The organism is Catalinimonas locisalis (assembly GCF_038039535.1).
GTDB lineage: Bacteria > Bacteroidota > Bacteroidia > Cytophagales > Cyclobacteriaceae > Catalinimonas.
Map to the genome: position 1 here is coordinate 355,505 of NZ_JBBPHP010000002.1, position 25,312 is coordinate 380,816.

Here is a 25,312-nt window from a genome sequence, read left to right on the forward strand (position 1 = left end):
TATATTTTACTAGGTTAGATAAGCCTTTATTGCTATTTGGCCTCAAGTAATGGCATAGCGATTGCCAATTACTACATATAGTGGTATAGATAAAATAACTACATATAATATGCCAAAATGGCATAAAAGCGTGGGATATGAAAGATAATACAATGTTTGAATCAATATTATTGAATGAATTACATGAAGGAGAATCCAATGACCTTATTCGCCTTGTCACCAGCGACGAGAACGAAGAAGATGATATAAATGAAATTCCGGAGGAATTGCCTATCCTCCCTATCCGCAATACTGTACTTTTTCCCGGGGTAGTCATCCCGATCACAGTAGGAAGAAAGAAATCCATCAAACTTGTCAAAAATGCCTATGAAAACGGAGACAGAATAGTAGGGGTAGTGGCACAAAAAGATGGCGATGCCGAAGAGCCTGACTCCGAGGATATTTATAAAGTAGGTACAGTAGCCAAAATTATCAAGATGTTGGTATTGCCGGATGGCAGTACTACCATTATCATTCAGGGTAAGGCACGATTCCAAATCACTGAAGTAATTAAAGAGGAGCCTTATATTACGGCTAGTATTTCAGTTATTGAAGAGCACTTTCCTTCTCGTTCAGAAAAGAAAGTGATTGCTTTAGTACAATCATTAAAAGAGGCGGCTACCAAAATTCTTAAGCTTAATCCTGAAATCCCTCAGGAAGCGCAAGCTGCCCTGGACAATATTGAAAGCCCCAGCTTTCTTACTCATTTTTTGTCTTCCAATATCAGTGCGGATGTGGCAGACAAACAAAAATTGCTGGAAACCAATGATGGTTTAAAGAGGGCCAAGCAGCTTTTGGAGTATATGTACAAGGATATTCAGATGCTGGAAATACGGCACGAAATCCATAGCAAGGTACATTCCGACATTGATCAGCAGCAGCGCGATTACTTCCTCCGTCAACAGATGAAAGTCTTGCAGGATGAGTTGGGCGATGGTGGGCTGGATAAAGAAATGGAGAAAATGCGTACTCGGGGGGAGAAGAAAAAATGGCCCGAATATGTAGCTAAGCATTTCAACAAAGAACTGGATAAGCTTTCCCGTATGAATCCGATGGCTGCCGAATATCCGGTATCCTTCAACTATGTGGAGTTTCTGCTGGACCTACCCTGGGAAAACTATTCTAAAGACAGCCTTGACCTGAAAAGGGCTAAGAAAATACTGGACAAAGACCACTATGGGCTGGAAAAAGTAAAAGAGAGAATCATAGAATATCTAGCAGTGCTTAAGCTGCGAAATAATATGAAAGGCCCTATTCTTTGTCTTTATGGCCCTCCTGGTGTGGGTAAAACCTCCTTGGGTAAATCTATTGCCAAAGCACTCAACCGTAAATACTGCCGTCTCTCCTTGGGTGGTGTGAGTGATGAAGCTGAAATCCGAGGCCACCGTAAGACATACGTAGGGGCAATGCCTGGTAAAATCATCAGCAACCTCAAAAAAGCAAAGACCGGCAACCCGGTATTTGTGCTAGATGAAATTGATAAAGTAAACTCTGATTTTCGTGGTGATCCTTCTTCTGCTTTGCTAGAAGTGCTGGACCCTGAGCAGAATGATACATTTCTGGACAATTACCTGGAAGTAGAGTATGACTTATCCAATGTACTCTTTATTGCCACTGCAAATTCTTTGGATACCATCCATCATGCGCTGCGTGACCGTATGGAAATCATAGAGATCACCGGTTATACCATTGAAGAGAAGATAGAAATTGCCAAAAAACACCTTGTGCCCAAGCAGCGCAAAGAGCATGGCCTTAATGCCAAGCAGGTGACATTTGACAAAAAAGCGATCCAAACTATTATTGAAAATTATACCCGTGAGTCTGGTGTAAGAAGTTTGGAACGTAAGATTGCTACGGTGATCAGAAATATTACCAAATCTATCGCACTGGAAGAGGAGCATTCTCCTAAAATCACTGCTGAAGCAGTAGAAAAGATTCTGGGTGCTCCCGTATTTGATAAAGAAATTTATGAGGAAAACGAACTGGCAGGCGTAGTCACAGGATTAGCCTGGACGCAGGCCGGGGGAGAAATTTTATTTATAGAATCCAGCCTGAGCAGAGGCAAAGGTAAACTTACGCTCTCCGGTCAGTTGGGTGATGTGATGAAAGAATCAGCCATGACGGCACTTTCTTATCTGAAATCCAATGCTGAGCAGTTGGGTATCAACTATAAGGTGTTTGACAATTACGATTTGCACTTACATATTCCTGCCGGCGCGGTACCCAAAGACGGTCCTTCAGCAGGTATCACGATGCTGACTGCCATGACCTCAGTATACACCCAGAGAAAAGTGAGAAATAAGATGGCCATGACTGGTGAGATTACGCTTAGAGGAAAGGTGATGCCAGTTGGTGGTATCAAAGAGAAGATTCTTGCAGCCCGTCGTGCCGGTGTCAAAGATATTATTCTCTGCGATCGTAACCGTAAAGATGTAGACGAAATAGGTGAGCAGTATACTAAACAGCTCAACATACATTATGTACGTACCGTTGATGAAGTACTTGATTTGGCATTATTAAGCAAAAAAGTAAAAAATCCTATCCAGTTTGTAACTGAGTAGGATTATACATTATGTTGTTTTTATGAGGCGGAAGTCTAAATCTTCCGCTTTTCTTATTCGCCTACCTCAGCTTTCAGATAATAAGCACCTTCTAAGACGATAGACTGCCCTTCAAGGGTTTCCGGATTAATAATTTGCGTCATGTCGTTGTATTCTGCTCCGGTTTGAACACGTCTTCTTACAAAAGCATCTCCTTCCTTAACGAAAATATAGTACTCATTACTTTCTCTGATCAGTGCAGATTGAGGGAGAGCAGCCACACTATCTGCTGCCAGGAAGATTTTGGCATTGGTATACATACCGGGTTTGAAGTAATCTTCTGGAGCATCAATATCCACGTGTACACTAAAAGCACGATTTTCTTCTTCCATTTTCTGCCCGATAAGGGAGACTTTCCCCTCAAAGCTACGCTCAGGATTTTCGTTAAGGCTGTAAAATACACTTTGTCCTATGCTGATTTTTGGGATATCTTTTTCAAATACATTGAGGTCAAGATGCATGTGAGATTTATCAATCAGCTCATACATATTTTCCTGGCTGCTCACAAATTTCCCACGGTTGATATTTACCGCTGTAATGTAGCCGTTGATGGGGGCAAAGAGCGCTATACTGGACCTGATGCCATTTTTCTCAATATCTTCCGGGCGGATGCCGATGTATTTCAGTTGCGCGGCAGTACCCATTAGTTGAGCCTGGAGAGATTTGTAATTAGATGTGGATTCTTCAAGTCGTTTGCGTGCCGAAGCATCTCCGCTGGAAAGTGTTTTTTGTCTTTCGTACTCCTGCTCAGCGAAGGTTAGCTTACTTTGGGTATCCAAATAAGCCTGTTGAAGCTTAATGTAGTCGGTGTGACTCAGTACAGCCAGCAATGCTCCTTTTTTGACAAAGTCTCCGGGAAGGTAATTTACTTTTTCCACAAAGCCACCCATAGGGGCATTTACTGTAACAATATTTTGTGGTGGAAGGGTAATGGTACCGTTGCACTCTACAAAGTCGGAAACCATTTGCTTTTGTAATGAGCCTAATTTGATCTCAGCCAGAGCGATCTGGTCATCATTTAATTTGATACTGCTGGAAGTAAACTCTGCAGGAGTGTCTACTTCGGCTGCCTCTTGATTTTCCTGTGTGCTTTCCGAGCAGGAGAGAAAAAGAAGAGTCAATGGAATAAAATATATGGTTTTCATGATATTAATCTTTATTGGTAAAACTCTACATTGATGACAGCCTGATTGTAATCATTTAAGCTGTTGAGATAATTTATTTTGATTTGGATAGCCGTGGTGATACTTTGTAGATAACGGAAGTAATCAATCTCACCCTGTGAAAGCTGTAGATTCGCAGTGTTTAAGATCACTTCAGCCTGGGGCAAAGCAGTTTCAGTATAGTAATTGAGTTGTTTCTCAGTCTGGTTTAACCGAAGGAGTAACTTGTCAATTTCCTGCGCTACATTGTACTGCATGTATTCCATACGATTGAGGGCCTGCTGTTCCTGTATCTTGGCACGACTGATCTTACTTTTCTGGGGGAAAAACCAAACAGGAAAAGCGACTCCGACCTGCCAGCCCTGCAGATTTTTCAGCCTTAGCTCGCGATCACTGATATTTTGGTGGAAGTAGCCCACCGAGAGTTCAGGGAAAAACATGCTGCTTTCCAGCTTAACCAAAGACTGGCTCAAGTTGTGAGCTTTCTGACTTCTGTCTACTAACAAAGTATTGGTACTATTTGCTAATGACTTCGCCTGAAAGTCAATGGTTAGCAGTGTATCCACGTCAGGTGATATTTGTCTAAAGTCAGGATCATACAACAACTGCTTTAATGTGTTTTCTGCGATCTGCACCTGGTCTTTTTGTTTCTCTACGGCATTGCGGGCATTACTGTACTGACTTTCAGATAGGGTTTTTTCCAGTAGATCGCTGTCACCACTTTCGTAGCGCAGCTTTATTTTTTGGCTGTAATCTGAGTACAGGTTCAGCTCCTCTTGTCTTTGTTTCAAAAGCTCAAGCTCATATACCCAGTAGTAGTAAGCCGCTTTAATTTCCTTTTTCAGCTGCTTCTGGGCTAATGCCAGCTCAGTTTCATTGAGCGCAATCTGCTGGTTTACATAATTGCTTCTTTGCCCGTGGGCAAGCAGCGAACCAAAGGATTGATTGATTTGCCACATCGGATCTTTCAGTTCTGAGTTGATTTGTCCGTACTGATAGGTAAACTCTGTAGAAGGTAGTTGCAGCACACTCCCTTTCATCTTTTGAGCGCTCAATACCTCCAGTTGAGCATTGTTTACGGAGGGATGGTTTTCTAATCCCACTTCCAAGGCACGGTCCAGGCTTAAGGTAGCAGGTTCATGCTGAGCCTGACTGGCAAAGGGCAGACAAAGTAGTAAGAGTACTCCTAGGCCACTTTTACTCACGCGTGGAGCCTGGTTGAAAAGCATGTAAAGAATTGGTAGCACTACCAAAGTGAGCAGGGTAGCAGTGATCAGCCCTCCGATCACTACAGTAGCCAAAGGCTTTTGTACTTCGGCCCCTGCCGTACTGGATAAAGCCATCGGCAGGAAACCTAAAGAAGCAACCGCCGCAGTCATGATTACCGGGCGCAATCGTGCCAATCCTCCTCTGATCACTACTTCTCTCAGGTCGGTCATGCCTTCATCACGCAGATGATTGAAATAGCTGATCAGTACGATACCATTGAGCACAGCTACACCAAAGAGCGCGATAAAACCTACTCCAGCAGAAATGCTAAAAGGCATATCCCTTATCCATAAAGCAGTAATACCTCCGATAGCAGAAAGTGGTACTGCGGTAAAAATCAGAATGGCATATTTGATAGAGCCAAAAGTGAAATATAGCAGTATAAGAATCATCAGAAGGGCAATGGGGACAGCAATACTCAGTCTGGCTTTAGCAGCCTGAAGGTTTTCAAAATCGCCTCCATAACCAATGTAGTAGCCGGGTTGAAGGGCTAGATTATTGTCCAGTTTTTGCTGTATCTCTTCCACCAGGCTTTCTATGTCCCGGTTCCTGACATTAATACCGATGGTCACTCTTCTTTTGGTGTCCTCCCGGGAGATTTGCATCGGCCCTTCTTCGTATTCCACACTGGCTACCTGACTCACGGGAAGGTGTGTACCATAACCATTATTGATATACAATTGCTCCAGGTTTACATTTTGCCGGTCGGTTTCATTCAGCCTTACTACCATGTCAAACTTACGCTCTCCTTCAAAGATGACCCCGGCAGGTTCACCAGCATAAGCCGCTCTGATGAGGGTATTGAGTTCTTCAATATTGAGGCCGTACTGGGCGATCTTCTGGCGATCATAACGGATCATCAGCTGAGGTAGCCCTTCTACCTGTTCCACCTTAATATCCGCCGCTCCCGGTATATCGCTGATGATAGCTGCCGCCTCATTGGCTTTGGAAAAGAGTTCGTTCATGTCTTCTCCATATATTTTGACGGCAATGTCAGTTTTTACGCCTGAGATCAGCTCATTAAAGCGAAGCTGAATAGGCTGGGTGAAGTCAAAACTTGCTCCCGCCACTACGTCCAGCTTTTCTTTCATCATGGCCACCAGTTCTTCTCTCGTCTCGGCAGTCACCCAATCAGCCTTATCTTTCATAATAATCATGATATCGCCATCTTCAATAGCCATAGGGTCAGTGGGCACCTCGGCTGTACCTATTTTGGAGATCACCGTCTTTACTTCGGGAAAGTTTTCCAGCAATATCTTTTCTGCCTTGCTGGAAGTTTTTACACTCTCCTGTAATGAACTACCCGGCTGAATCGTCATCTGCATGGCAAGATCCCCTTCTTCCAGGGTAGGAATAAATTCACCCCCCAAACGGGTAAAGCTGAAGGCACTGATTAGGAACAAAACAAATGCGACGGCCACCACACTTCTTTTGTAGTCAATAGCTTTGTTAAGTACCGGTAGATACATTTTTTTTAAGCCTCCCATAATCTTGTCTGAGAAGTTTTTGTGGTCTTTGATGTCTCTTTTCAGTACCAGAGAGGCCATCATAGGCACATAAGTCAAGGATAAAAAGAGGGCACCTAGCACCGCGAAACTCACTGTCTGGGCCATAGGCCTAAACATCTTGCCTTCTATGCCGGTCAGTGTCATAATCGGGATAAATACTACGATGATGATGAGTACACCAAAGGCGGCTGACTTGAAGATTTGAGATGCCGAGTAGCTCACTACTGAGTTCATTTCGTCTCTGCTGAGCTTTCTGCCCACATACTGCGTGTAGAGGACATGCAGTACAGATTCTACAATGATCACCGCACCATCTACCACAATACCAAAGTCTATTGCTCCTAATGACATCAGGTTGGCCGACACGCCAAAAGCCCGCATCATGATGAAGGCAAAGAGCATGGAAAGCGGGATGACCGAAGCCACAATAAGGCCTGCCCTGAAGTTGCCTAGTAGAAGTACCAGTACAAAAATCACAATCAAGCCCCCTTCTACGAGATTATTTCTTACGGTTTTGATCGTTCGTGCTACCAGATCAGAACGGTCCAGGTAGGGGACAATCTGTACTCCTTCAGGTAATGATTTTTGCACCTGCGCAATTCTTTGGTGCACATTGTCAATTGCCTCAGAAGAGTTGGCACCTTTCAGCATCAGCGTGATACCCCCAACAGCTTCTCCCTTTCCATCTTTGGTCATGGCACCGAAACGCTTGGCAGAGCCAAATTGAACTTCCGCTACATGCTTTACCAGGATAGGCAAGTCATTACGCACATCAATCACAATATTTTCAATGTCCTGAATCTGGCTGATCAGTCCTTCAGCACGGATATAGTAGGCGTTGCTATTCTTTTCAATATAGCTGCCCCCGGAATTCTGGTTATTGGCAGCAAGTGCATCAAATACATCAGCAATGGTTAAGCGGTGACTTTTGAGTTTGGCAGGGTCAAGAGCTACTTCATATTGTTTGAGATAACCTCCGAAACTGCTGACCTCCACAATACCCGGTATTCCGGATAACTGTCTCTTAACAATCCAGTCCTGTATCGTACGCAGTGACATGGCATCGTACTCGTCTTCAAAGCCTTCTTCTACTTCCAGCGTATATTGGTAAAGCTCTCCCAGCCCGGTAGTGATCGGCATAAGTTCCGGACTACCTAAGCCTGCCGGAATCTGGTCAGCGGCAATGGCAATTTGTTCCCCTACATACTGACGGGCAATCATAGTAGGTACATCATCTTCAAAGACAATAGTAACCACTGAGAGCCCGTATCGGGAAATAGAGCGAATCTCCGTAACATCCGGAATATTGGCCATGGAGATTTCTATAGGATAAGTAATGAATTTCTCTACTTCCTGCGGTGCCAGGGATTGTGATACGGTTACTACCTGCACCTGATTGTTGGTGATATCTGGTACTGCGTCAATGGGTAGCTCTCTCATGGAGTAAATCCCAAATCCGGTTAGAAAGAGCACCATGAGGATGATAATAAATTTATTGTTGACCGAGAGGTCAATGATCTTCTCAAACATGACAAGAATATGTATGGGTAAATAGAATGATGCTTCACTTCAGCAATGGTAGCTGAGTGTGGCAAGAAAATAAAAACGGAAAGGGGGGGTTAAATATGGGGCGGCGCTCTGAGGGGAGCGTCTTTCAAAATAAATTCTGCAAAAAGTTTGGGGGAGGCTTCAAGAGCATTATAGGTCTTCTCTTCTTCAGTCTCTATATTAAAATGGAGTAGGGTATGTAAAAAAGCCTGAGCTACAAAAAGAAATGCAGGAAGTTCCTGTTGTGCTTTGTTGAAATTTTCCAGATGGTTATCTCCCAAATCCTGTGAGAATACATCATGCAGCAGGCTAAAAATACCGCTTTTACAATTCAATGCTTCTATGCCGAGAATAAATTCGTCGCCACTGGTTTTTTGGTGGGTATGCGGAAATACCGAATGCCCTAATACCAAAAAGCAAGCGAGAAATAAGGGTAATATATTAAACTGGCGTAACATTTAAAGAAGCAAAAGCATATGCATTAAAGTAGCTAATTAATGTAAGCTTTTAAACAAAATAACCGTATTTTACTTTTAGATAAAAGCAAGTCACATAATTTATATCTGATCTAATTAGTAGCCCTAACACCTGAATGCATGCGTAAGAAATCCGTGATTATTGGAAGCATTGCCATCGGGCTGCTACTGACATTAGTAATTGGTGTACAGCTATTTGTATTCTTCTGGATAAAGCCAGTACTCAATGCAGTTTTTAAAGAATCAGTAAGCTATTATTCTTCAGGCTTGTATGAGGTATCCTATACCAATATGGATATTCATCCTTTTCAACAGACAGTTACATTCAAAGACTTTAAGCTCAATTTTGATAGTGCACGCGTAGCAAATGAGGATAGTCTGCAAAACAGAAAATGGGTGTCTGCCAATGTAGGTGACTTTGAACTGGGGCTGGGCAATTTTTGGCGGATGATTCCTCAAAGGTATTTACTGGTTGAAGAACTTAGTATCAAAGCCCCTCGCCTTATCATCTACGACTATTCTTTAGGCAAAAGAAAAAAGAAAGATTCTGTGGGTTTGGATAAAATCCAACAGTTTGACGCGCATGCGCTCATTAAAGAATATTTTGATTCATTAGATGTTCAAAAATTAAATATTGATGGGGCTAATCTACAATGGGTAAATAAAAAAAATGAACAACTGCCTTTCAGCCTGGGAGATATCCATGCTAATATTCTTGAATTGCATGTAGACTCCAGCACGGTGAATCGTAACTATGGCTACCCATATGCCAAAGAGTTTGTCCTTAAAGTTGAAAATTCCTCATTTACCACGTCCGACAGTTTATACACATTTAAGCTCGGCCTGCTGCAGGCTGACCCGGTAGCGGAACAACTCATTGTTGAAAACTTTTCTGTAGAACCTCAAAAATCTCTGTACCAGTTTGCCCGTGATGTCGGACATCAGGCAGACCGGATTAACTTAAATGTTGCCAGGCTGGACATGGAGCAGATAGACCTGCATTATCTGGTTAGTGACCTTGCATTTTTGGTAGGAAAAATCACGATTGAAGATGCCGAATTATCAGTCTTCAAAGACAAGCGGTTGCCTGAAGCTCCTCAGGAAACCAAACCTATGGTGCAGGAAGCAATATTAAATATACCTATTCCCTTCAGGCTGGATACCCTACAGTTGAAGAGAGGAAATATCAAATACCAGGAGCAGGTTGAAGATGCCCAGGAACCAGGTGCCATTACTTTTGAGGAGCTTTATATGAGTGCTTATGGTATTACCAACTTAGACAGTCTTCAGGAGCAAGCTATGGAAGTTGATATTCAAACCAGGTTCATGGGTAAAAGTACCATGGATATTCATTTTAACTTTCCTCTTAACAGTCCGAACTATCAACATTATATTCAGGCAGAGATGTATGAGTTGCCACTTGAAAGTATGAACGTAATGCTGGAAAAAACAGCCTTTGCCCGGGTTGAAAGCGGCTATGCTTATGCTGTGAAATTCAATATTAGTGCAAATGACAAAGTTTCAAAGGGAGATATGCATTTCGCCTATAAGGATTTGAAGATAGAACTTATCAATAAGGACGATCCTAATGATCCAAGGCTCAAAGAAGTAGTAGGTTCTATTCTTGCCAATGCATTTGTTGTCAAAACAGATAACCCTTCCAGCAATTCGCAGCCCTTACGCATAGGGGAGATCAGTTTTGAGCGTAATCCTAACAAATCAGTTTTCTCTTACTGGTGGAAGTCATTGCTCAGTGGTATGAAAGGAAGTATGGGGCTGGGTAATGAAATCCCAGGAACAAATCCTGAAGCAAAAAATGAAGATGAGAAAAAAGGATTTTTCAAAAGACTGTTCAAAAAAGACAAATCTGAATAATAAAACTTGATTTAGATAATCAACCGCAGGCTAATCTTAGGCTTGTCCAATCATACCACACGAAAATCTTATGAATATTGCAATTGGTATAATAATATGTAGCTTATCCTTGTGATTTATACAATTTCCTTATTTTTGGTGCTATACCCAAAAAATGATGGAAATGAACAAAGTATCTCAAGATCAACTTGATGGCCCTCCTTTTTTTAAACGCTGGTCCGGCATGTATTGGCTGGTAATTGGCAACTTAGTTTTTCTCATCATTTTATTTTATCTCCTCACCGCCTATTATTCATGAGCACCATAGACTGGATTATTCTTTTCGGTACACTTTTGTTTATCGTAGGCTATGGTGTTTACAAAACTCAGGGGAGCAAAGATATGGAGGGTTACCTGAAAGGTGGAAACAGCATGAAGTGGTGGACAGTTGGTCTTTCAGTCATGGCCACCCAGGCGAGTGCGATCACTTTCCTTTCTACTCCAGGTCAGGCTTTTGAAGATGGTATGCGCTTTATCCAGTTTTATTTTGGCCTGCCCATCGCCATGATCATCATCTCAGTCACGTTTATTCCTATTTATTACAGGCTGAAGGTGTATACCGCTTACGAATATCTGGAAAGCCGTTTTGACCTCAAAACCCGTACGTTGGCAGCCATCCTCTTTCTAATACAGCGGGGCCTGGCTGCGGGGATTACCATTTATGCGCCTGCTATCATCTTGTCCACTATACTGAACTGGAACCTTAACCTTACTATCATCATCATTGGTACTCTGGTGATTATATATACTGTAAGCGGTGGAACAAAAGCGGTGAGCCAGACCCAGAAACAACAGATGGCTGTGATGATGGGAGGGATGATCATTGCTGCTTTTGTGATTATTAATTTGCTGCCAGAAGATGTCTCTTTTGGCAACGCTATGGATGTAGCAGGAAATATGGGACGCTTTAATGTGATTACTTTTGACCTTGATTTCTCCGACCGATATAATGTATGGTCGGGGCTCACCGGAGGTATGTTTCTGGCGCTTTCTTACTTTGGCACGGACCAGTCGCAGGTACAGCGATACCTTTCCAGTAAGTCAGTAGCGCAAAGCCGATTAGGATTATTAATGAATGGCCTTTTGAAAGTACCCATGCAGTTTTTAATCCTGTTTGTAGGGGTTTTAGTTTTTGTCTTCTACCAGTTTTACCAGCCCCCGGTATTCTTCAACGAAGCAGTTACCCAGCAGGTAGTGCAGGGTGAGTATGCTGATGACTGGCAGGCCCTGGAAGAAAAACATAGTGCCACATTTGAGCAAAAGCGAGAAGAAATCAACGGATTTCTACAGGCTTCGGAAGCGGGTGACGAAGCAGGCATGAATTCCAGGAAGGAAGCAGTAGATCAGCTCAGTGAAGAACAGGCTGAGATACAGAATGAAGTAAGACAACTGGTAAACCTGGCTATCCCTCTAGCTGAAACCAAAGATACTGACTATGTATTTATCAGTTTTATCATGAATCATTTTCCTACAGGATTGATTGGATTATTGCTGGCGGTTATCTTTTCAGCTGCAATGTCTTCTACCGCTTCCGAGCTCAATGCGTTGGGCTCAACCAGTGTAGTGGATTTGTACAAAAGGTCTTTTAAAAAGGAAGGCTCTCCGCGACATTACCTCAACGCTTCCCGTCTTTTTACGTTGGCCTGGGGAATCCTTGCCATTATTTTTGCGACGTTTGCCTCTCTGGCAGACAACCTGATTGAGTTTGTCAATATTATTGGTTCTATCTTTTATGGTACAATTCTCGGAATATTTTTGGTAGCTTTTTATATCAAGTTTATCAAATCTAATGCAGTGTTTATTGCTGCCTGCATTGCGGAGGCTACTGTACTTTATCTCTTCTTCACTACAGAGATTGGCTTCCTCTGGTTTAATGTCATTGGCTGTGTGCTGGTAGTATCAATTGCACTACTCCTACAATCGGTAATGGGTAAATCTAAACGTGTTTCGGATTAGAAGATGAGAAAGGATATGATGGTTTCTGACAAGCCAAAGACGAACAACACAAAGCCATAGACATTACTCAAAATAAACAGCTTAAAGATAGTTTTGAGCCAGCCTTGCCTGTACACTTTCTTCAAAGAGAGCAATACGTAGATATGGATCATAAATTGAAGAAGCACTATTATCCACAAGGTAAGCAGATCATCAAAGTTTATCAATAAGTGAGTAAGCAGGGTGAAGGTAAACAACAAAAATGCAAAAGCATGCAAATGAATTCCGTGAATCAGATGATTGACATACAAATGCTTTTGCCGGATATAGAGAAGCTTGAGGAGGAGAGCAAAAAGGGGTAAGAGCAGAAACATCATGATAGGCATATTTTGCACTACATAAACGGCAAATACATCAAAATCTTTACGGGCAACTTTTCTCAACTGACTGAAAGCAAGAGGGCCGAGCCATGAATCCGGATTGATATTGATTTCTGTTATGGTTTGCATAGAGTCCAGCGCCTGCTGGTCGTTAAGGGTTTCATCTTCAAGTACATTCCTAAAAATTTCCCAATTGCTGATGAATTTAGATTCTATCTCAGTAGGAATGGAATCTCCTTGTACTGCAGTCCCTAAGTCTTGATTTCCATTTTCAACAGAGATATCCGAGAAAGAATTTTGTACCAAAAGGGTACTAAGAAAGAAGAAAACCACACTAATAATCAGGTACAGCCGTAAAGGATTCACATAACTTGCCCGCTTGCCTTCATTGAAACGCAAGGTAAGAAAACCAGGCAAGATGATAAATGGCTTAATACTACGGGAAAACTTGGTATCAAATGAAAAATAATTGATAAAAAACTCTTTTACCAGCATGCCAAATGATACATTCTGATCATTATTTTCCTGTCCGCAGCGAGGGCAGTAATTGTAGATTTCGTTAAGTGACAGGCCGCAGTTGAGGCAGTCTTTCGTTTTTCTACGGATTCTCATAGTTTAAAACCAGTGGAAGAAGTAAGCTGAGCCACTCTGAAAAATACTGTAATTAATCTTCCAGATCATCAACCTCAATCGTTTCCAGAATATCTGCCAGGTCATCAAAATCTTTATATCCGGGTTTGATTTCATCTCCACCTTTGAGCGCTATTCCTTTGATAGGATGATTCTCAATGATTTCCAGCACATTATCCTGGCTCAGACCGAACCCAATCAGAATAGTGTACTTTTCGGTGAGCCCCAGTACTTTTTCTAAAAGTGCATCATCAGTTTCATTTGCAGAGTTTTCAATCAGGAAGAAGGCTACGTCTTCGGCTGTGCTTTCAAGTATTGAAGTCAGTTGGTCATTTGCTACGCTACCCAGGTCAATTTTCAGGATGATGGGAATGTCTAATAATTTTAAGGAAGGAATAAATCTGACCTGAGTAAGCTGTAGGTAATCCACTGCTGGATACTGCTCCAGTATTTCTTTGATTTGCTCAGGTTCACTTTCGTCAAACTCTGCGGCAAAAGCCACACCAGAAACCCATTCGGAGATAGCAGTATATTTGTCAGGCGCCATAAAGTTTGCGTCTTTAGGCTCAAAGCTAAATCCTAATACATCTACGATCATTCCTGCACAGTAGCGAGCATCGCTCAGATTATTAATTCCGCCAATTTTCACGAATGTTTTTAAAGCCATAATAATTTTATTGATTCAAATAAGAAAATTTCTCAAACAATAAACTTTTTTATATCGTTTCTCGTAATTAGAAAGCAATTTTTAATTGGAGAAACTTTAAAAACAAATCTAACAGAATGGCTGTAGAACTTATAGAAGATTCAGAATTTCAGGAAAAATTGAAGCAGCAAGATAAGGTTGTGGTAAAATATTATGCGGATTGGTGTGGAAGCTGCCGTTTATTCAAACCCAAGTACAGACGTTTGTCAGAAGATCAGCGTTTTGATGGAATAGCTTTCTTGGATGTAAATGCAGAGAAAAATCCTGAAGCCAGAAAAGCAGCAGGCGTTACTAATCTACCCTTTTTCGCAGTTTTCAGAGATGGTGAACTTCTGGATTCGGTAGCTTCTAGCAAGGAGGAAGCCGTTGTAGAACTCATTCAAAAGTTAAACTAGAAAAAGAAGATTATAGATTATGAAAATACCTGTTGTCAAGAAGTTGGTAGAGAATCAATCCATGGAGGACTTAATTACGGCAGAAGAGGCATTAGTAGAAGAGCAGCCGTTACCAATTGAAGTAGAAGGAGAGGATGATGGAGAGAAATTGACACATATTCTGGCCGCTATCTTTATCCTGGAAAGAATGAAAGACGAAGGCGTTGATTTCAAATCCGCATTAAGAGAATATACCCGGAGAGTAAGAGAATCTATCAGCTGATATGCTGGCAGATCATTTCCAATACATGTAACGGACTTAAGGTCCGTTATTTTTTTGTCTTTTTATCACATTGGAGGGCATTCCCTAAAATATTTGCTGGAATGTCAGGTTACTACTGTAAATTGGCAGAAGACACTAATTCATTATTACTTTGCGAATTTCTATCATTATTGCTCTGATTTCACTAGCTCTAGTAAGCTTATGGGCATGTGAAAGTGAGACTATTCCTCCTCAGAGCAGTCGTTTAGGCATTGATTATTTTCCTTTGGAAGTAGGCAGGTATTCAATATACAACGTGCAAGACATACAATATACCCTGGTAGATGAGCCTGATACCCAGCAATATCAGCTTAAGGAAGTTGTAGCTGATTCTTTTCCCGGGCAGGGAGGCGAAATTGTGTATCGCCTGGAGCGCTTTACCAGGGATATGGAGTCTGACACATGGGCGCTAGATTCTGTATGGACAGCCAGAAAAAGTACCCAGAGAATTGTGGTGGTAGAAAATAATCTTCCGCTTATCAAACTGGTTTTTCCGGTAAGCTTTGGCCAGCGTTGGGATGCTAATGCATTAAATAGCCGGGAAGAAACCAGATACGAACTAAGAAACACCAGTCAGGCGTTAATAGATGAGATAGATAGTCCGTTGGATAGTTTGATGTTGGAGGATATGCTTACCGTAATACAGGCTCAAAGCCAGGATACCATCATCAACAGAGTGGAAGCATCTGAGACATATGCTGAAAAGCTGGGGCTTTTGTATAAAAAATCTCTTAGATTGAATTACTGTGCCAGTGAACCGGAATGTGTAGGGTTGGGGATACTGGAATCAGGACGTATCTATCGCCAAACATTAATCGCTTACGGTCATGAAAACAACTAGGCAGGGTGCTTGTAAATCCATACTGAAGTGCTGTAGAGTATTAGATATGCCCAAATATTTTATACTATTTTTCATTCTTTTCCTTGGTGGAAATTGGGCGTTTGCCCAGGAAAGTCAATATGTGGTTTTCTTCACAGATAAGGATACCCTTGCCTACGACCTGGATCGTCCGGAAGATTTTCTCTCTCCCCGGGCCATTGAAAGACGTAATAGACAGGACATAGCAGTTACTTATTCTGATTTTCCGGTACGTGAAGATTATCTGACACAACTCAAGGAAATGGGCGCTGAAGTTTATTACAAAACCCGTTGGTTCAACGGTGCTCTCATTGAAGTTACCCCCGAAGAGTTAGAAACCATCACTTCACAGAGTTTTATCATTGCCGCTGAGTTGGTGAAGCCAAGAGGGAGAGGAGAACGCAGAAAGTCAGGCTCCTCTTTTGGTAAATCCAAACAGGTAAAAGCGCATAAAGAACCCTTGGAGCAATTGCTTAATATGGAGCAGAATGATATGCTCGGCATAGATGAAATGCACGAGGACGGTTATAATGGTAGTGGCTTATTAGTTGCTGTGTTTGATGGCGGCTTCAGAGGTGTTGATACCGTGTCATACTTTCAGCACATTTACGAAGATGGACGTATGCTTCCCGGTTATGATTTTGTAGGTAATAGTTCCGATGTATATCAGTATGGCCAGCATGGTACCGAAGCACTTTCCTGCATCGGTGCATACATACCGGGAGTACTGGAAGCAGGGGCTTACGGTGCCGACTTCATGTTGTGTGTAACAGAAGAAGTAAGTTCCGAATATCGCATTGAAGAATACAACTGGCTGTTTGCTGCCGAATACGCGGACAGTACAGGAGCAGATGTCATCAGCACATCACTGGGCTATACCACATTCAATGATTCCGATATGGATTACAGCTACGAAGACCTGGATGGCCAGACTGCGGTGATTACCAGGGCAGTGGATGCGGCTACTGAAAAGGGTATTGTGTGTGTGGTAAGTGCAGGCAACGAAGGATCGGGCAGTTGGCGCTATGTGTCACCACCCGCAGATGCCCAGAATATACTGGCAGTAGGTGCTGTAAGTCGTTCTCGTGATAAAGTGTCATTCAGTTCCTATGGCCCATCAGTGGATGGAAGAGTGAAGCCTGATGTTTCTGCATTAGGCTTACAGACTGTAGTGGTGGATGCTTCGGGTAATGTGGTAACTTCAAACGGAACTTCCTTTGCTGCACCGCTGATCGCTGGTTTTGTAGCAGGAGTTTGGCAGGCTTTTCCCGATGCCACCAATGTTGAGATCATGGAAAAAATTCGTTTTTCCGGAGACATGGCACTTACCCCCAATAATGAAACCGGCTATGGTATTCCCGACTACAATAAGCTGATGGACAATTACCTTACGCCAATTGAGGATATTCCTCAAAAGCATTATTACAAAGTATACCCCAATCCGGTAGAAGATAGTGATCTGATCATTGAGCCCTCCAACGGAAATTTTGAAGGTAAATTACGAATCAATTTATATAGCCCTGAAGGAAGGCTGATGCTTGAGAAAAATGTGGATGAATTCAAACGCAATTCGCTTACGCTGGAAATGGACGGCCTTTCCCGGGGAATTTACATTATGCATATTTTGTCAGCTTCGGTTTCTGATACACTCAAAATTGTAAAGTTTTAAGTAAATCATTCAGCTTTCACCAATGGCTGTCGTTTTTAAGTTCGCATATAATCAACTGGAAAAAATAAGCTATATTAATTCTATCTCTGGTTTATCCAACCTAGCTTTGTAGCAAAGCAAATCATCATGAAAGAGACCGCGATAGCTCCATCAGTGTTAGCTGCTGATTTTGCCAACCTTCAGCGAGACATAGAAATGCTGAACGAAAGTGAGGCCGACTGGATTCATGTGGATATTATGGACGGAATCTTTGTTCCGAATATTTCTTTTGGGATACCGGTCTGTCAGGCGATTCAAAAACATGCCAAAAAGCCTCTGGATGTACACCTGATGATCAAAAATCCCGATGAATATCTGGAAGCTTTTAAAGATGCTGGTGCCTCAAGACTGACAGTACACTATGAGACCGTCTCTCACTTACATCGTACAGTGACTAAAATCAAAGAACTGGGTTGTAAGGCAGGGGTAGCATTGAATCCTCATACACCAGTGGGCATGTTGGAAGAAATCATACAAGAACTAGATCTGGTATTGATCATGTCGGTAAACCCAGGTTTTGGTGGACAAAAATTTATTGAACAGACCTATAGCAAGATTCAAAAGCTGAAAAAACTGTTAGAGACCACTCAGTCGGATGTGTGGATAGAAATTGATGGAGGTATTACTGACCAGAATGCCAGTGCTTTGGTAGAAGCTGGTGCCAGTGCTTTGGTGGCGGGTAGCTTTGTGTTCAAATCTTCTGATCCACTCCTTACCATTGCAAATTTAAAAAAGCTAACTTCAAGCAAGCAAATGAACTAGCATGTGGATGCATACCCGGATAAGCCTGTGTATTTCTCTGTTCTTTCTATTTTCATTCGTTTATGCCCAGGAAGCAATAGTACAAGGCGTGGTACTGGATTCTATTGCTTTAGGCATTGCCGACCTTAACATTCAGGTAGTGGGTAGTGGTAAAGGTACTACTACCGATTCATCCGGAAATTTTCAGCTTACACTCTCCCGAGGTAGTTATGAACTTCTCTTTTCCCACCTAGAATTTCAGCCGCGTTCTCGTCAGATCACTGTTGCTAATGATACCCTTGAAATGACAGTAGTCATGCAGGCTCAGGTACGGGTTTTAGAAGATGTGGAAGTAAGTGGGCAACAGGATGAAGCATTTAGACGTGAAGCAGGTGTCATGACCATTGAGCCTAATGCTGCTCAGGTGACACCATCGCCTTTTGGAGATTTTACAAAAGTGCTGGCTACTTTACCTGGTGTAGTAAGCAATAACGAACTTTCTTCTACCTACTCTGTGCGGGGAGGTAATTTTGATGAGAATCTGGTGTATGTCAATGATATTCCGGTCTACCGCCCCTTTTTGGTCAGTGCCGGTCAGCAGGAAGGCTTAAGTTTTATCAATCCTGATCTGGTAGGAGCAGTTACTTTTTCTTCCGGAGGGTGGCAGGCAAAGTACGGAGATAAATTATCCTCTAACCTCAATGTCACCTATAAAACGCCTGATAAGACGAGAGCTTCGGCAACCCTTAGCTTGTTGAATGGTGGTGTTCATCTGGAAGGAAGTTCTAAAAACAAGAAGATACGTTACCTTATCGGAGGGCGCTACAAGACGGCTCAGTACCTGCTCAATACGCTGGAGACTGAAGGTGAATACTTACCAAGATTTTTGGATTTGCAGTCGTACGTCAGTGTTGACCTGGACGGCGATCCTGATGTGAACAAGACAGAATTAGGCATTCTGGGAGCCATTGCCGATAACCGCTATCTGGTAAGACCCGAAAGCAGGGAAACCACTTTCGGTACGCTGGATGAGCCTTTTCGCCTCTTTGTAGGCTATGTAGGGCAGGAAGTGCTGGATTATCGTACCTATCAGCTGGGACTTAAACTGACACATCGCATCAAGGACTGGTGGACTACCAAACTGATTTCATCTCGCGTTTCTACCCGCGAAAGAGAATATTTTGACCTGGAATCCGGTTATCGTCTTTGTGATATTGACATTACGCCCGGCTCTCAAAATTTTAACCGTTGTGCTACTATTCTCGGCATTGGCAGTAATTATCGTCATGCACGTAACAAACTGGAAGCAGAAATCATCAATCTGGAGAACCGCCATGCCATGAGCCTGGGTAGCAGAAATACCCTGGAGTTTGGTTTGGGCTATGCCAATGAGCAAATTGACGATATTGTGGAGCAATATGCTTTCAGCGATTCTTCCGGCTACTCTACCATCCACCAGAGTATCAATAATTCCTTAGACCTGAACTCCCATCGTTTTTTTGCTTTTGTGCAAAATACTACCGAGCTGAATGATGTACATACTTTTAATTATGGACTACGTGTTAACTACTGGACAGTAAATGAGCAATGGCTCTTTAGTCCCAGGTTTCAGTATTCTTTGAAACCACTTGGTTTACGAGATATAGTATTTCGCTTTGCGGCAGGAATGTATCAGCAACCTCCTTTCTATAGAGAGCTTAGGGATAGGCAGGGTGAGTTACATACCGATGTGCTAGCCCAATCCTCAGTACATTTTATTGCGGGAGCAGATTATCGCTTTACCATGTTTGGCAGAGAGTTCGCCTTTCTTTCAGAATTCTATTACAAGCACCTGACAGATGTAAACCCTTATGATGTGGATAATGTCCGTATTCGCTACTATGCTGATAATAATGCCACTGCTTACGCCACCGGAGCAGATTTCAGGATCAGTGGTGAGTTTATCCCCGGAGCGGAATCATGGTTTAGTTTGGGTTTCCTCCAGACCCGTGAGGATATTGAAGGAGATGGTCTGGGGTACATCCGGCGCCCCTCAGACCAACTGGTGAATTTTGGTGTTTTCTTTCAGGATCACCTTCCCAACGATCCCAGTACACGCGTGTACGTGAGTTTTCTCTATGGTTCAGGTTTGCCTTTTGGTCCTCCTGAAAGCGTAGCGTACAGAAATTTTCTGGACGGCCCTGACTATAAACGTTTAGACCTGGGCTTCTCCAAGCAGTTAAATTTCAGGAAGGAAAAGACGGAGGAAAATGGCTTTTTCCGCTCTCTCTGGCTGGGGCTGGAAGTGTTGAATGTACTGGGAGCAGAAAATACCATTTCTTTCAGTTGGATAGATGATGTACAGGCAAGGCAATATGCGGTACCCAACCGCCTCTCAGCCCGCTTTATTAATTTAAAGCTGACTGCTCGTTACTAATAGGTTCAAGCTAACAGTAGCTTCTGCGTAAATGTATGGAAGTCCTGAAGGTGGGTGGGTGTGAGTTTCAGATGTATATGCTTACCTTTAATCAGTGCTGCCTGAATAATCAGCTTTCTGAAAGCGATCAGTGAAAGTAATCTCCTGCTCAGTGCCTGATCAATAATCTTACTTTCTACCAGCTTCTGAAATACGTAAGGTGGATGATTTCTGCTCTCTTCCTGAGTCTGTAGACTGATAAACTGATTTCCCAGCGCTAGGCAGGCTTTACAGGCTTTATCCAGAAGCTGTAGTAAATATTGATCCGCAAAAGTAGGGGAGTAGTTTTGTTGTGCTAATTGTAGCTCAAGCTTAACAATTGTATCACGTAAGATAATGGCTTTTTTTGTCAATAAATCCTCATTCATAAGCTTCTTTTTTGCTGTTAGGTAGCGACTGTTAAGTTTGATAGAAGAAAATTATATGTAATAAAAATACAAAAATATTACTATTTTTCATGAGCCAGAGTCTTTTAATGCTACAAAAAATTAGTTTCTGATAATATTCAGTAGAAGCTTACCCGGCTACCTTAAAAAATCGTATGAGCTTAATAAAGCTTATTTCGGTATTAATTTTGCCAATAATTTCACCATTAGTAACCTCATTGAAATTTTAACTGAACCATGCAGCCCAATATCAAATTACTTCCCCTTTTCATTTTAATTGCATTGCTCAGCTTTGGCTGTGCCAAAACTGTAACCCGTGTGGACACCAATTCCGACATTGACCTGAGCGGTCGCTGGAATGATGCTGACTCGCGCAGAGTAGCAGAAGCACTCTCAGAAAGCGTGATTGAGAGCGCCTGGCGTGAGGATTTTACCAATTACAATGGCAGAAAGCCGGTGGTAATTGTGGGCCTTATGACTAACAAAAGCCATGAGCATATTGAGGCAGAGACTTTCATCAAAGACATTGAAAGAGAGATGATTCGCAGTGGAACTGTGAGAGTGGTACAGAACAGTGTTTTCCGTGAAAAGCTTCGTGAGGAGCGTGCAGACCAGCAGGAGTTTGCTTCTCCTGAAACGGCCAAAAGATGGGGTGCAGAGTTGGGTGCCGACTTCATGATGTTTGGTACAATCAACTCAATTGTGGACTCTGAAGGCAAACGTCAGGTTACTTTCTACCAGGTAGACCTTGAGCTGGCCAACCTGGAAACCAATGAGATCGTGTGGCTGGATGGCAAAAAGATAAAGAAGTATATCGTCAATTAATTGTACTGTTGAAGCTCAATGCTTAATTCAAACCATTTGAAGTAACACTTCATGAAACTCTTTTTTAGAGTAAAATATATCTTTTGGCTGAGTGTTTTCTTTCTCTGCTTTTCCTGTGCCTCCTACTATCAGATGAACTATAAGTTCAACCAATTTTTTAAAGAAGGAGAGATGGAAAAAGCGGAGAAAGTGCTGGCGAGCAGTAAGAAAGCGCCTGAAGGCAAAGCCAAGCTTTTATATTATCTAAATAGAGGCCTGGTTTCTTCTCTGCAAGGTGAATACGAAGAGAGCAATCAGTTTTTTGAAGAAGCCTATAAGTTGGGTGAGGACCTGCGTAATAATTACTGGAATACTGCTTCATCCTTACTCATCAATCCCAACCTAACTTACTACACTGGGGAAGATCACGAACTGCTGCTGATTCATTACTACAAGGCGCTCAACTTTCTGAAAATGAATGACACCCAATCTGCGTTGGTAGAATGTAGACGGTTAAATATCAAACTACAACAACTCAGTGATAAGTATAGGGCAAACGTATTGGGTAAAAAAGGAAAATATACCCGTGATGCTTTTATTCATAACCTTATGGGTATTATTTACGATGCAGATAAAGATTACAACAATGCCTTTATCGCTTATCGTAATGCAGTAGACATTTACCAGCAGGACTATCTGTCTATGTTTGGCATTGAGGCACCCGATCAGCTTAAGCAGGATTTGCTCAGAACCGCCTACCTGATGGACTTTGAGACGGAGCTTAAGCGCTACGAAGAGCAGTTTGGTATGAAATATCAACACGAAAAGCAGGAGGGAGGAGAGTTGGTATTTTTCTGGAACAACGGGCTGGGGCCGGTAAAAGATGAGTGGAGTATCAATTTTGCCTTGGTGCGAGGACAAGGAGGTGTAGTGAACTTCACCAATGACGCTTTGGGCCTAACTTTCCCTTTCCAACTGGAGGACGAAGAGGATTATGAAAAGAAAAACCTCAGTAGTGTTGAATTTATCCGTGTAGCTTTCCCCAAATATGTAGAACGGCCTATGGCCTTTAGCAATGCCTATTTATCCTTTGGGCAGGGCAAAAAAGTTGCTCTGGAAGAGGCTGAGAATATCAATGAAATTGCCTTCCAAACCCTGCAACAGCGGATGTTGAAAGAATTTGGTGTTTCATTACTCAGAGTAGCTTTAAAAAAAGCTACTGAATACAGTGTACGTAAAGAGAATGAAGATTTAGGAGCAGTTATTGGTCTGGTCAATACCATTACTGAAAAAGCAGATACCCGCAACTGGCAAACCATTCCTCATAGCATTTATTACGCAAGGACAAGCTTAGCCGAAGGACAACAAAATATCAATCTTCACTTACAAGGTGATAGAAATGGCCGGAGTCGTGATCATGATTTTTCGGTAGACATCAAAAAAGGAAAAACTACCTTTCATACTTTCCACTCACTGGATACGGATTTTATGGTGCGATAGCGTTAAAGCATTATAGTTCTTATAAAACATACCTTTCAATTCATTTCTTTTAGCTTGATTATCTCCTCAGATGCATATCGTTCTTCTAAAGCCATTTTAAAGCACTGGTGATATCCTAATTTGTTTTCCTGTTCGTTCATAAATGCAAAAACAAGATAAGAATTACCTTTCATAAAACCTCCTCCACAATCTGAAGCTTCAACAATTAGCTTAATGGTTTCTGAGTTTTCCCCTTTAAATAATTCTTTTGGTTTAAATTCAATAATGTAGGCCCAGTTCAAGCCATGGGTTGCTTTAATAGTAGATTCATAACCCTCAATAGATACAACAGTTCCTAAAAATACAGTAGCAGATTTAGCAAATGATTCTTTTAATGAAACTTCTTCTCCATCACAATCACATGCAGAAGAAAAAGCTGCGAATACAAGAAGACTCAAAGCAGTCAGAATAAGTCTAATTTTCATCTTTTCTATAACACCCTAACACCAAGAACCATAACACCCTAAAAACCTAAGCAATAATATCATTTACTACTTTGCCATGTACATCGGTCAGGCGGAACCTTCGCCCCTGATGTTTGAACGTCAGCTTTTCATGATCTACGCCCATCAAATACATCATGGTAGCCTGAAAATCATGCACATGCACCGGATTTTTTGCAATATTGTAGCCAAACTCACAGGTTTCTCCGTAGGTAAATCCTTTCTTCACTCCACCACCGGCCATCCAGATGGTAAAGCAACGGGGATGGTGGTCACGGCCATAATTGGTTTCGGTCAACCTTCCTTGAGAGTAATTGGTACGGCCAAACTCACCGCCCCAGATTACCAGTGTATCTTCCAGCAGGCCTCTCTGCTTCAGGTCCATGACCAATGCTGCCGAAGCCTGATCGGTACTTTTAGCCTGTATCTTGATATCGTTGGGCAGGTTGCCATGCTGATCCCAGCCCTGATGATAAAGTTGTACAAACTTCACATCTCTTTCTATCAATCTGCGGGCCAGCAGGCAGTTAGCAGAATAGGTGCCGGGAATGCGAGACTCTGGTCCGTACATGTCATAAATGTAATCCGGCTCTTTGGAGATGTCCATCGTGTCAGGCACCGAACTTTGCATGCGGTAAGCCATTTCATACTGTGCGATGCGGGAAGAAATTTCAGGGTCTTTTACCTTCTCATACTGAATCTGGTGCAACTCTTTCAAGTAGTCCAGCATTCTTCTCCGGCTGTTCTTTTTCAGGCCGGGAGGATCGTTAAGATACAGCACCGGATCTTTGCCGGAACGAAACTGCACACCCTGATGCAGGGAAGGCAGAAAGCCGCTGCCCCATAGCTTGGCATACAAAGGTTGATCTCCTTCTCTTCCTCTGGAAAGCAGTACGCAAAAAGAGGGGAGGTTTTGATTGTCGCTACCCAAACCCCAGCTTACCCAGGAGCCTATGGAAGGGCGGCCATTTTGCTGTGAACCCGTCTGAAAGAAAGTGATTGCCGGATCATGGTTAATCGCTTCGGTATACATGGATTTGACAAAGCAGAGTTCATCTACCACCTGAGCAGTATGCGGCATCAGTTCACTCACCCAGGCCCCACTTTGTCCATGCTGCTGAAAATCAAAGATTGAACCAGCCATGGGAAAGGATTTTTGGTGAGAGGTCATGCCAGTCAGACGCTGGCCGTCTCTTACTGATCCTGGCAGTTCTTCTCCTCTTCTTTTTTGGAGCAAAGGTTTATAGTCAAACAATTCCATCTGAGAAGGCCCGCCACTTTGAAAAAGGTAGATTACTCTTTTGGCTTTAGGGGCAAAGTGAAGCTTATCTAAGGTGCCACCACTTCCGCCAGAGGAAATGCCTGCCAGACTTTTTGCAGGATTGAGCAGAGAGGCTAAAGCCACACTCCCCAAACCCATGGTTGACTTGGCCAGAAAATCTCTTCGTGAGACAATATCCTGATGACAATAATCACTCATGTTTTACGGGTTTAAGGTTAAAAGTTGAAGGTT

At 42.4% G+C, this 25,312-nt stretch carries 19 protein-coding genes; 11 read left to right on the forward strand and 8 right to left on the reverse strand.

Annotation, left to right across the window (positions count from 1 at the left end):
• Positions 1-137 precede the first annotated feature (137 nt).
• The gene (gene lon / locus WJR50_RS05050; protein ID WP_341292144.1) at positions 138-2,600 is read left to right on the forward strand and encodes an endopeptidase La; all 2,463 of its coding nucleotides are present in this window, start codon (positions 138-140) and stop codon (positions 2,598-2,600) included.
• A 53-nt stretch (positions 2,601-2,653) separates the two neighbouring features.
• Here lon and WJR50_RS05055 read toward each other — a convergent pair whose 3' ends face one another.
• From WJR50_RS05055 to WJR50_RS05065, 3 genes are all read right to left on the reverse strand, one after another.
• Complete coding sequence (locus WJR50_RS05055; protein WP_341292145.1) at positions 2,654-3,784, reverse strand: efflux RND transporter periplasmic adaptor subunit; 1,131 nt, start codon at positions 3,782-3,784, stop codon at positions 2,654-2,656.
• Between the two features lie 11 nt (positions 3,785-3,795).
• Complete coding sequence (locus WJR50_RS05060) at positions 3,796-8,109, reverse strand: CusA/CzcA family heavy metal efflux RND transporter (RefSeq protein WP_341292146.1); 4,314 nt, start codon at positions 8,107-8,109, stop codon at positions 3,796-3,798.
• 89 nt (positions 8,110-8,198) lie between these two features.
• Positions 8,199-8,585: a hypothetical protein gene (locus WJR50_RS05065; RefSeq protein WP_341292147.1), complete on the reverse strand. Its 387-nt coding sequence runs from the start codon at positions 8,583-8,585 to the stop codon at positions 8,199-8,201.
• Between the two features lie 138 nt (positions 8,586-8,723).
• On the opposite strand from WJR50_RS05065, the gene WJR50_RS05070 reads away from it, so the two are divergent.
• Positions 8,724-10,478, forward strand: coding sequence for a DUF748 domain-containing protein (locus WJR50_RS05070; RefSeq protein WP_341292148.1), 1,755 nt, complete (start codon positions 8,724-8,726; stop codon positions 10,476-10,478).
• A 294-nt stretch (positions 10,479-10,772) separates the two neighbouring features.
• Positions 10,773-12,473: a sodium:solute symporter family protein gene (locus WJR50_RS05075; RefSeq protein WP_341292149.1), complete on the forward strand. Its 1,701-nt coding sequence runs from the start codon at positions 10,773-10,775 to the stop codon at positions 12,471-12,473.
• On the opposite strand, the gene WJR50_RS05080 is transcribed toward WJR50_RS05075, so the two are convergent.
• Positions 12,470-13,444, reverse strand: coding sequence for a DUF3667 domain-containing protein (locus tag WJR50_RS05080; protein ID WP_341292150.1), 975 nt, complete (start codon positions 13,442-13,444; stop codon positions 12,470-12,472). The two genes, WJR50_RS05075 and WJR50_RS05080, sit on opposite strands and share 4 nt — an antisense overlap.
• Positions 13,445-13,496: 52 nt before the next feature.
• Positions 13,497-14,129, reverse strand: coding sequence for a phosphoribosylanthranilate isomerase (gene trpF / locus WJR50_RS05085; protein WP_341292151.1), 633 nt, complete (start codon positions 14,127-14,129; stop codon positions 13,497-13,499).
• A 116-nt stretch (positions 14,130-14,245) separates the two neighbouring features.
• On the opposite strand from trpF, the gene WJR50_RS05090 reads away from it, so the two are divergent.
• The 6 genes from WJR50_RS05090 to WJR50_RS05115 all read left to right on the forward strand — a co-directional run bounded on the left by WJR50_RS05090 (position 14,246) and on the right by WJR50_RS05115 (position 20,588).
• Positions 14,246-14,563 (forward strand): thioredoxin family protein, encoded by a 318-nt coding sequence (locus tag WJR50_RS05090; RefSeq protein ID WP_341292152.1) that lies wholly within the window; start codon positions 14,246-14,248, stop codon positions 14,561-14,563.
• Between the two features lie 19 nt (positions 14,564-14,582).
• Entirely contained in the window at positions 14,583-14,825 is a 243-nt protein-coding gene (locus WJR50_RS05095) for a DUF6952 family protein (protein ID WP_341292153.1), read from the forward strand.
• A 151-nt stretch (positions 14,826-14,976) separates the two neighbouring features.
• Positions 14,977-15,705, forward strand: a complete 729-nt coding sequence (locus tag WJR50_RS05100) for a hypothetical protein (RefSeq protein WP_341292154.1) — start codon at positions 14,977-14,979, stop codon at positions 15,703-15,705.
• Positions 15,692-17,392 (forward strand): S8 family serine peptidase, encoded by a 1,701-nt coding sequence (locus tag WJR50_RS05105; protein WP_341292155.1) that lies wholly within the window; start codon positions 15,692-15,694, stop codon positions 17,390-17,392. The genes WJR50_RS05100 and WJR50_RS05105 overlap by 14 nt, the downstream gene beginning before the upstream one ends.
• Positions 17,393-17,518: 126 nt before the next feature.
• Positions 17,519-18,193, forward strand: a complete 675-nt coding sequence (gene rpe, locus WJR50_RS05110; RefSeq protein WP_341292156.1) for a ribulose-phosphate 3-epimerase — start codon at positions 17,519-17,521, stop codon at positions 18,191-18,193.
• Between the two features lie 7 nt (positions 18,194-18,200).
• A complete protein-coding gene (locus tag WJR50_RS05115) occupies positions 18,201-20,588 on the forward strand; it encodes a TonB-dependent receptor (protein WP_341292157.1) in 2,388 nt (795 codons plus the stop codon).
• A gap of 5 nt (positions 20,589-20,593) precedes the next feature.
• On the opposite strand, the gene WJR50_RS05120 is transcribed toward WJR50_RS05115, so the two are convergent.
• Positions 20,594-20,995 carry a hypothetical protein gene (locus tag WJR50_RS05120; RefSeq protein WP_341292158.1) on the reverse strand — a complete coding sequence of 134 codons (402 nt, stop codon included), beginning with the start codon at positions 20,993-20,995 and terminating at the stop codon, positions 20,594-20,596.
• Between the two features lie 255 nt (positions 20,996-21,250).
• Between WJR50_RS05120 and WJR50_RS05125 the strand changes: the two genes are divergently transcribed.
• A complete protein-coding gene (locus WJR50_RS05125; protein ID WP_341292159.1) occupies positions 21,251-21,838 on the forward strand; it encodes a penicillin-binding protein activator LpoB in 588 nt (195 codons plus the stop codon).
• A gap of 51 nt (positions 21,839-21,889) precedes the next feature.
• Positions 21,890-23,317: a COG3014 family protein gene (locus tag WJR50_RS05130; RefSeq protein WP_341292160.1), complete on the forward strand. Its 1,428-nt coding sequence runs from the start codon at positions 21,890-21,892 to the stop codon at positions 23,315-23,317.
• A gap of 35 nt (positions 23,318-23,352) precedes the next feature.
• Here WJR50_RS05130 and WJR50_RS05135 read toward each other — a convergent pair whose 3' ends face one another.
• Together WJR50_RS05135 and WJR50_RS05140 are read right to left on the reverse strand one after the other, a co-directional pair.
• Positions 23,353-23,781 carry a hypothetical protein gene (locus WJR50_RS05135; RefSeq protein ID WP_341292161.1) on the reverse strand — a complete coding sequence of 143 codons (429 nt, stop codon included), beginning with the start codon at positions 23,779-23,781 and terminating at the stop codon, positions 23,353-23,355.
• 46 nt (positions 23,782-23,827) lie between these two features.
• Complete coding sequence (locus WJR50_RS05140; protein WP_341292162.1) at positions 23,828-25,279, reverse strand: DUF1501 domain-containing protein; 1,452 nt, start codon at positions 25,277-25,279, stop codon at positions 23,828-23,830.
• Positions 25,280-25,312 lie beyond the last annotated feature (33 nt).

Bases quoted from the DNA above. Each gene is read 5' to 3' on its own strand.
- lon (WP_341292144.1), top strand. From the start codon at position 138: ATGAAAGATAATACAATGTTTGAATCAATATTATTGAATGAATTACAT.
- WJR50_RS05055 (WP_341292145.1), bottom strand. From the start codon at position 3,784: ATGAAAACCATATATTTTATTCCATTGACTCTTCTTTTTCTCTCCTGC.
- WJR50_RS05060 (WP_341292146.1), bottom strand. From the start codon at position 8,109: ATGTTTGAGAAGATCATTGACCTCTCGGTCAACAATAAATTTATTATC.
- WJR50_RS05065 (WP_341292147.1), bottom strand. From the start codon at position 8,585: ATGTTACGCCAGTTTAATATATTACCCTTATTTCTCGCTTGCTTTTTG.
- WJR50_RS05070 (WP_341292148.1), top strand. From the start codon at position 8,724: ATGCGTAAGAAATCCGTGATTATTGGAAGCATTGCCATCGGGCTGCTA.
- WJR50_RS05075 (WP_341292149.1), top strand. From the start codon at position 10,773: ATGAGCACCATAGACTGGATTATTCTTTTCGGTACACTTTTGTTTATC.
- WJR50_RS05080 (WP_341292150.1), bottom strand. From the start codon at position 13,444: ATGAGAATCCGTAGAAAAACGAAAGACTGCCTCAACTGCGGCCTGTCA.
- trpF (WP_341292151.1), bottom strand. From the start codon at position 14,129: ATGGCTTTAAAAACATTCGTGAAAATTGGCGGAATTAATAATCTGAGC.
- WJR50_RS05090 (WP_341292152.1), top strand. From the start codon at position 14,246: ATGGCTGTAGAACTTATAGAAGATTCAGAATTTCAGGAAAAATTGAAG.
- WJR50_RS05095 (WP_341292153.1), top strand. From the start codon at position 14,583: ATGAAAATACCTGTTGTCAAGAAGTTGGTAGAGAATCAATCCATGGAG.
- WJR50_RS05105 (WP_341292155.1), top strand. From the start codon at position 15,692: ATGAAAACAACTAGGCAGGGTGCTTGTAAATCCATACTGAAGTGCTGT.
- rpe (WP_341292156.1), top strand. From the start codon at position 17,519: ATGAAAGAGACCGCGATAGCTCCATCAGTGTTAGCTGCTGATTTTGCC.
- WJR50_RS05115 (WP_341292157.1), top strand. From the start codon at position 18,201: ATGCATACCCGGATAAGCCTGTGTATTTCTCTGTTCTTTCTATTTTCA.
- WJR50_RS05120 (WP_341292158.1), bottom strand. From the start codon at position 20,995: ATGAATGAGGATTTATTGACAAAAAAAGCCATTATCTTACGTGATACA.
- WJR50_RS05125 (WP_341292159.1), top strand. From the start codon at position 21,251: ATGCAGCCCAATATCAAATTACTTCCCCTTTTCATTTTAATTGCATTG.
- WJR50_RS05130 (WP_341292160.1), top strand. From the start codon at position 21,890: ATGAAACTCTTTTTTAGAGTAAAATATATCTTTTGGCTGAGTGTTTTC.
- WJR50_RS05135 (WP_341292161.1), bottom strand. From the start codon at position 23,781: ATGAAAATTAGACTTATTCTGACTGCTTTGAGTCTTCTTGTATTCGCA.
- WJR50_RS05140 (WP_341292162.1), bottom strand. From the start codon at position 25,279: ATGAGTGATTATTGTCATCAGGATATTGTCTCACGAAGAGATTTTCTG.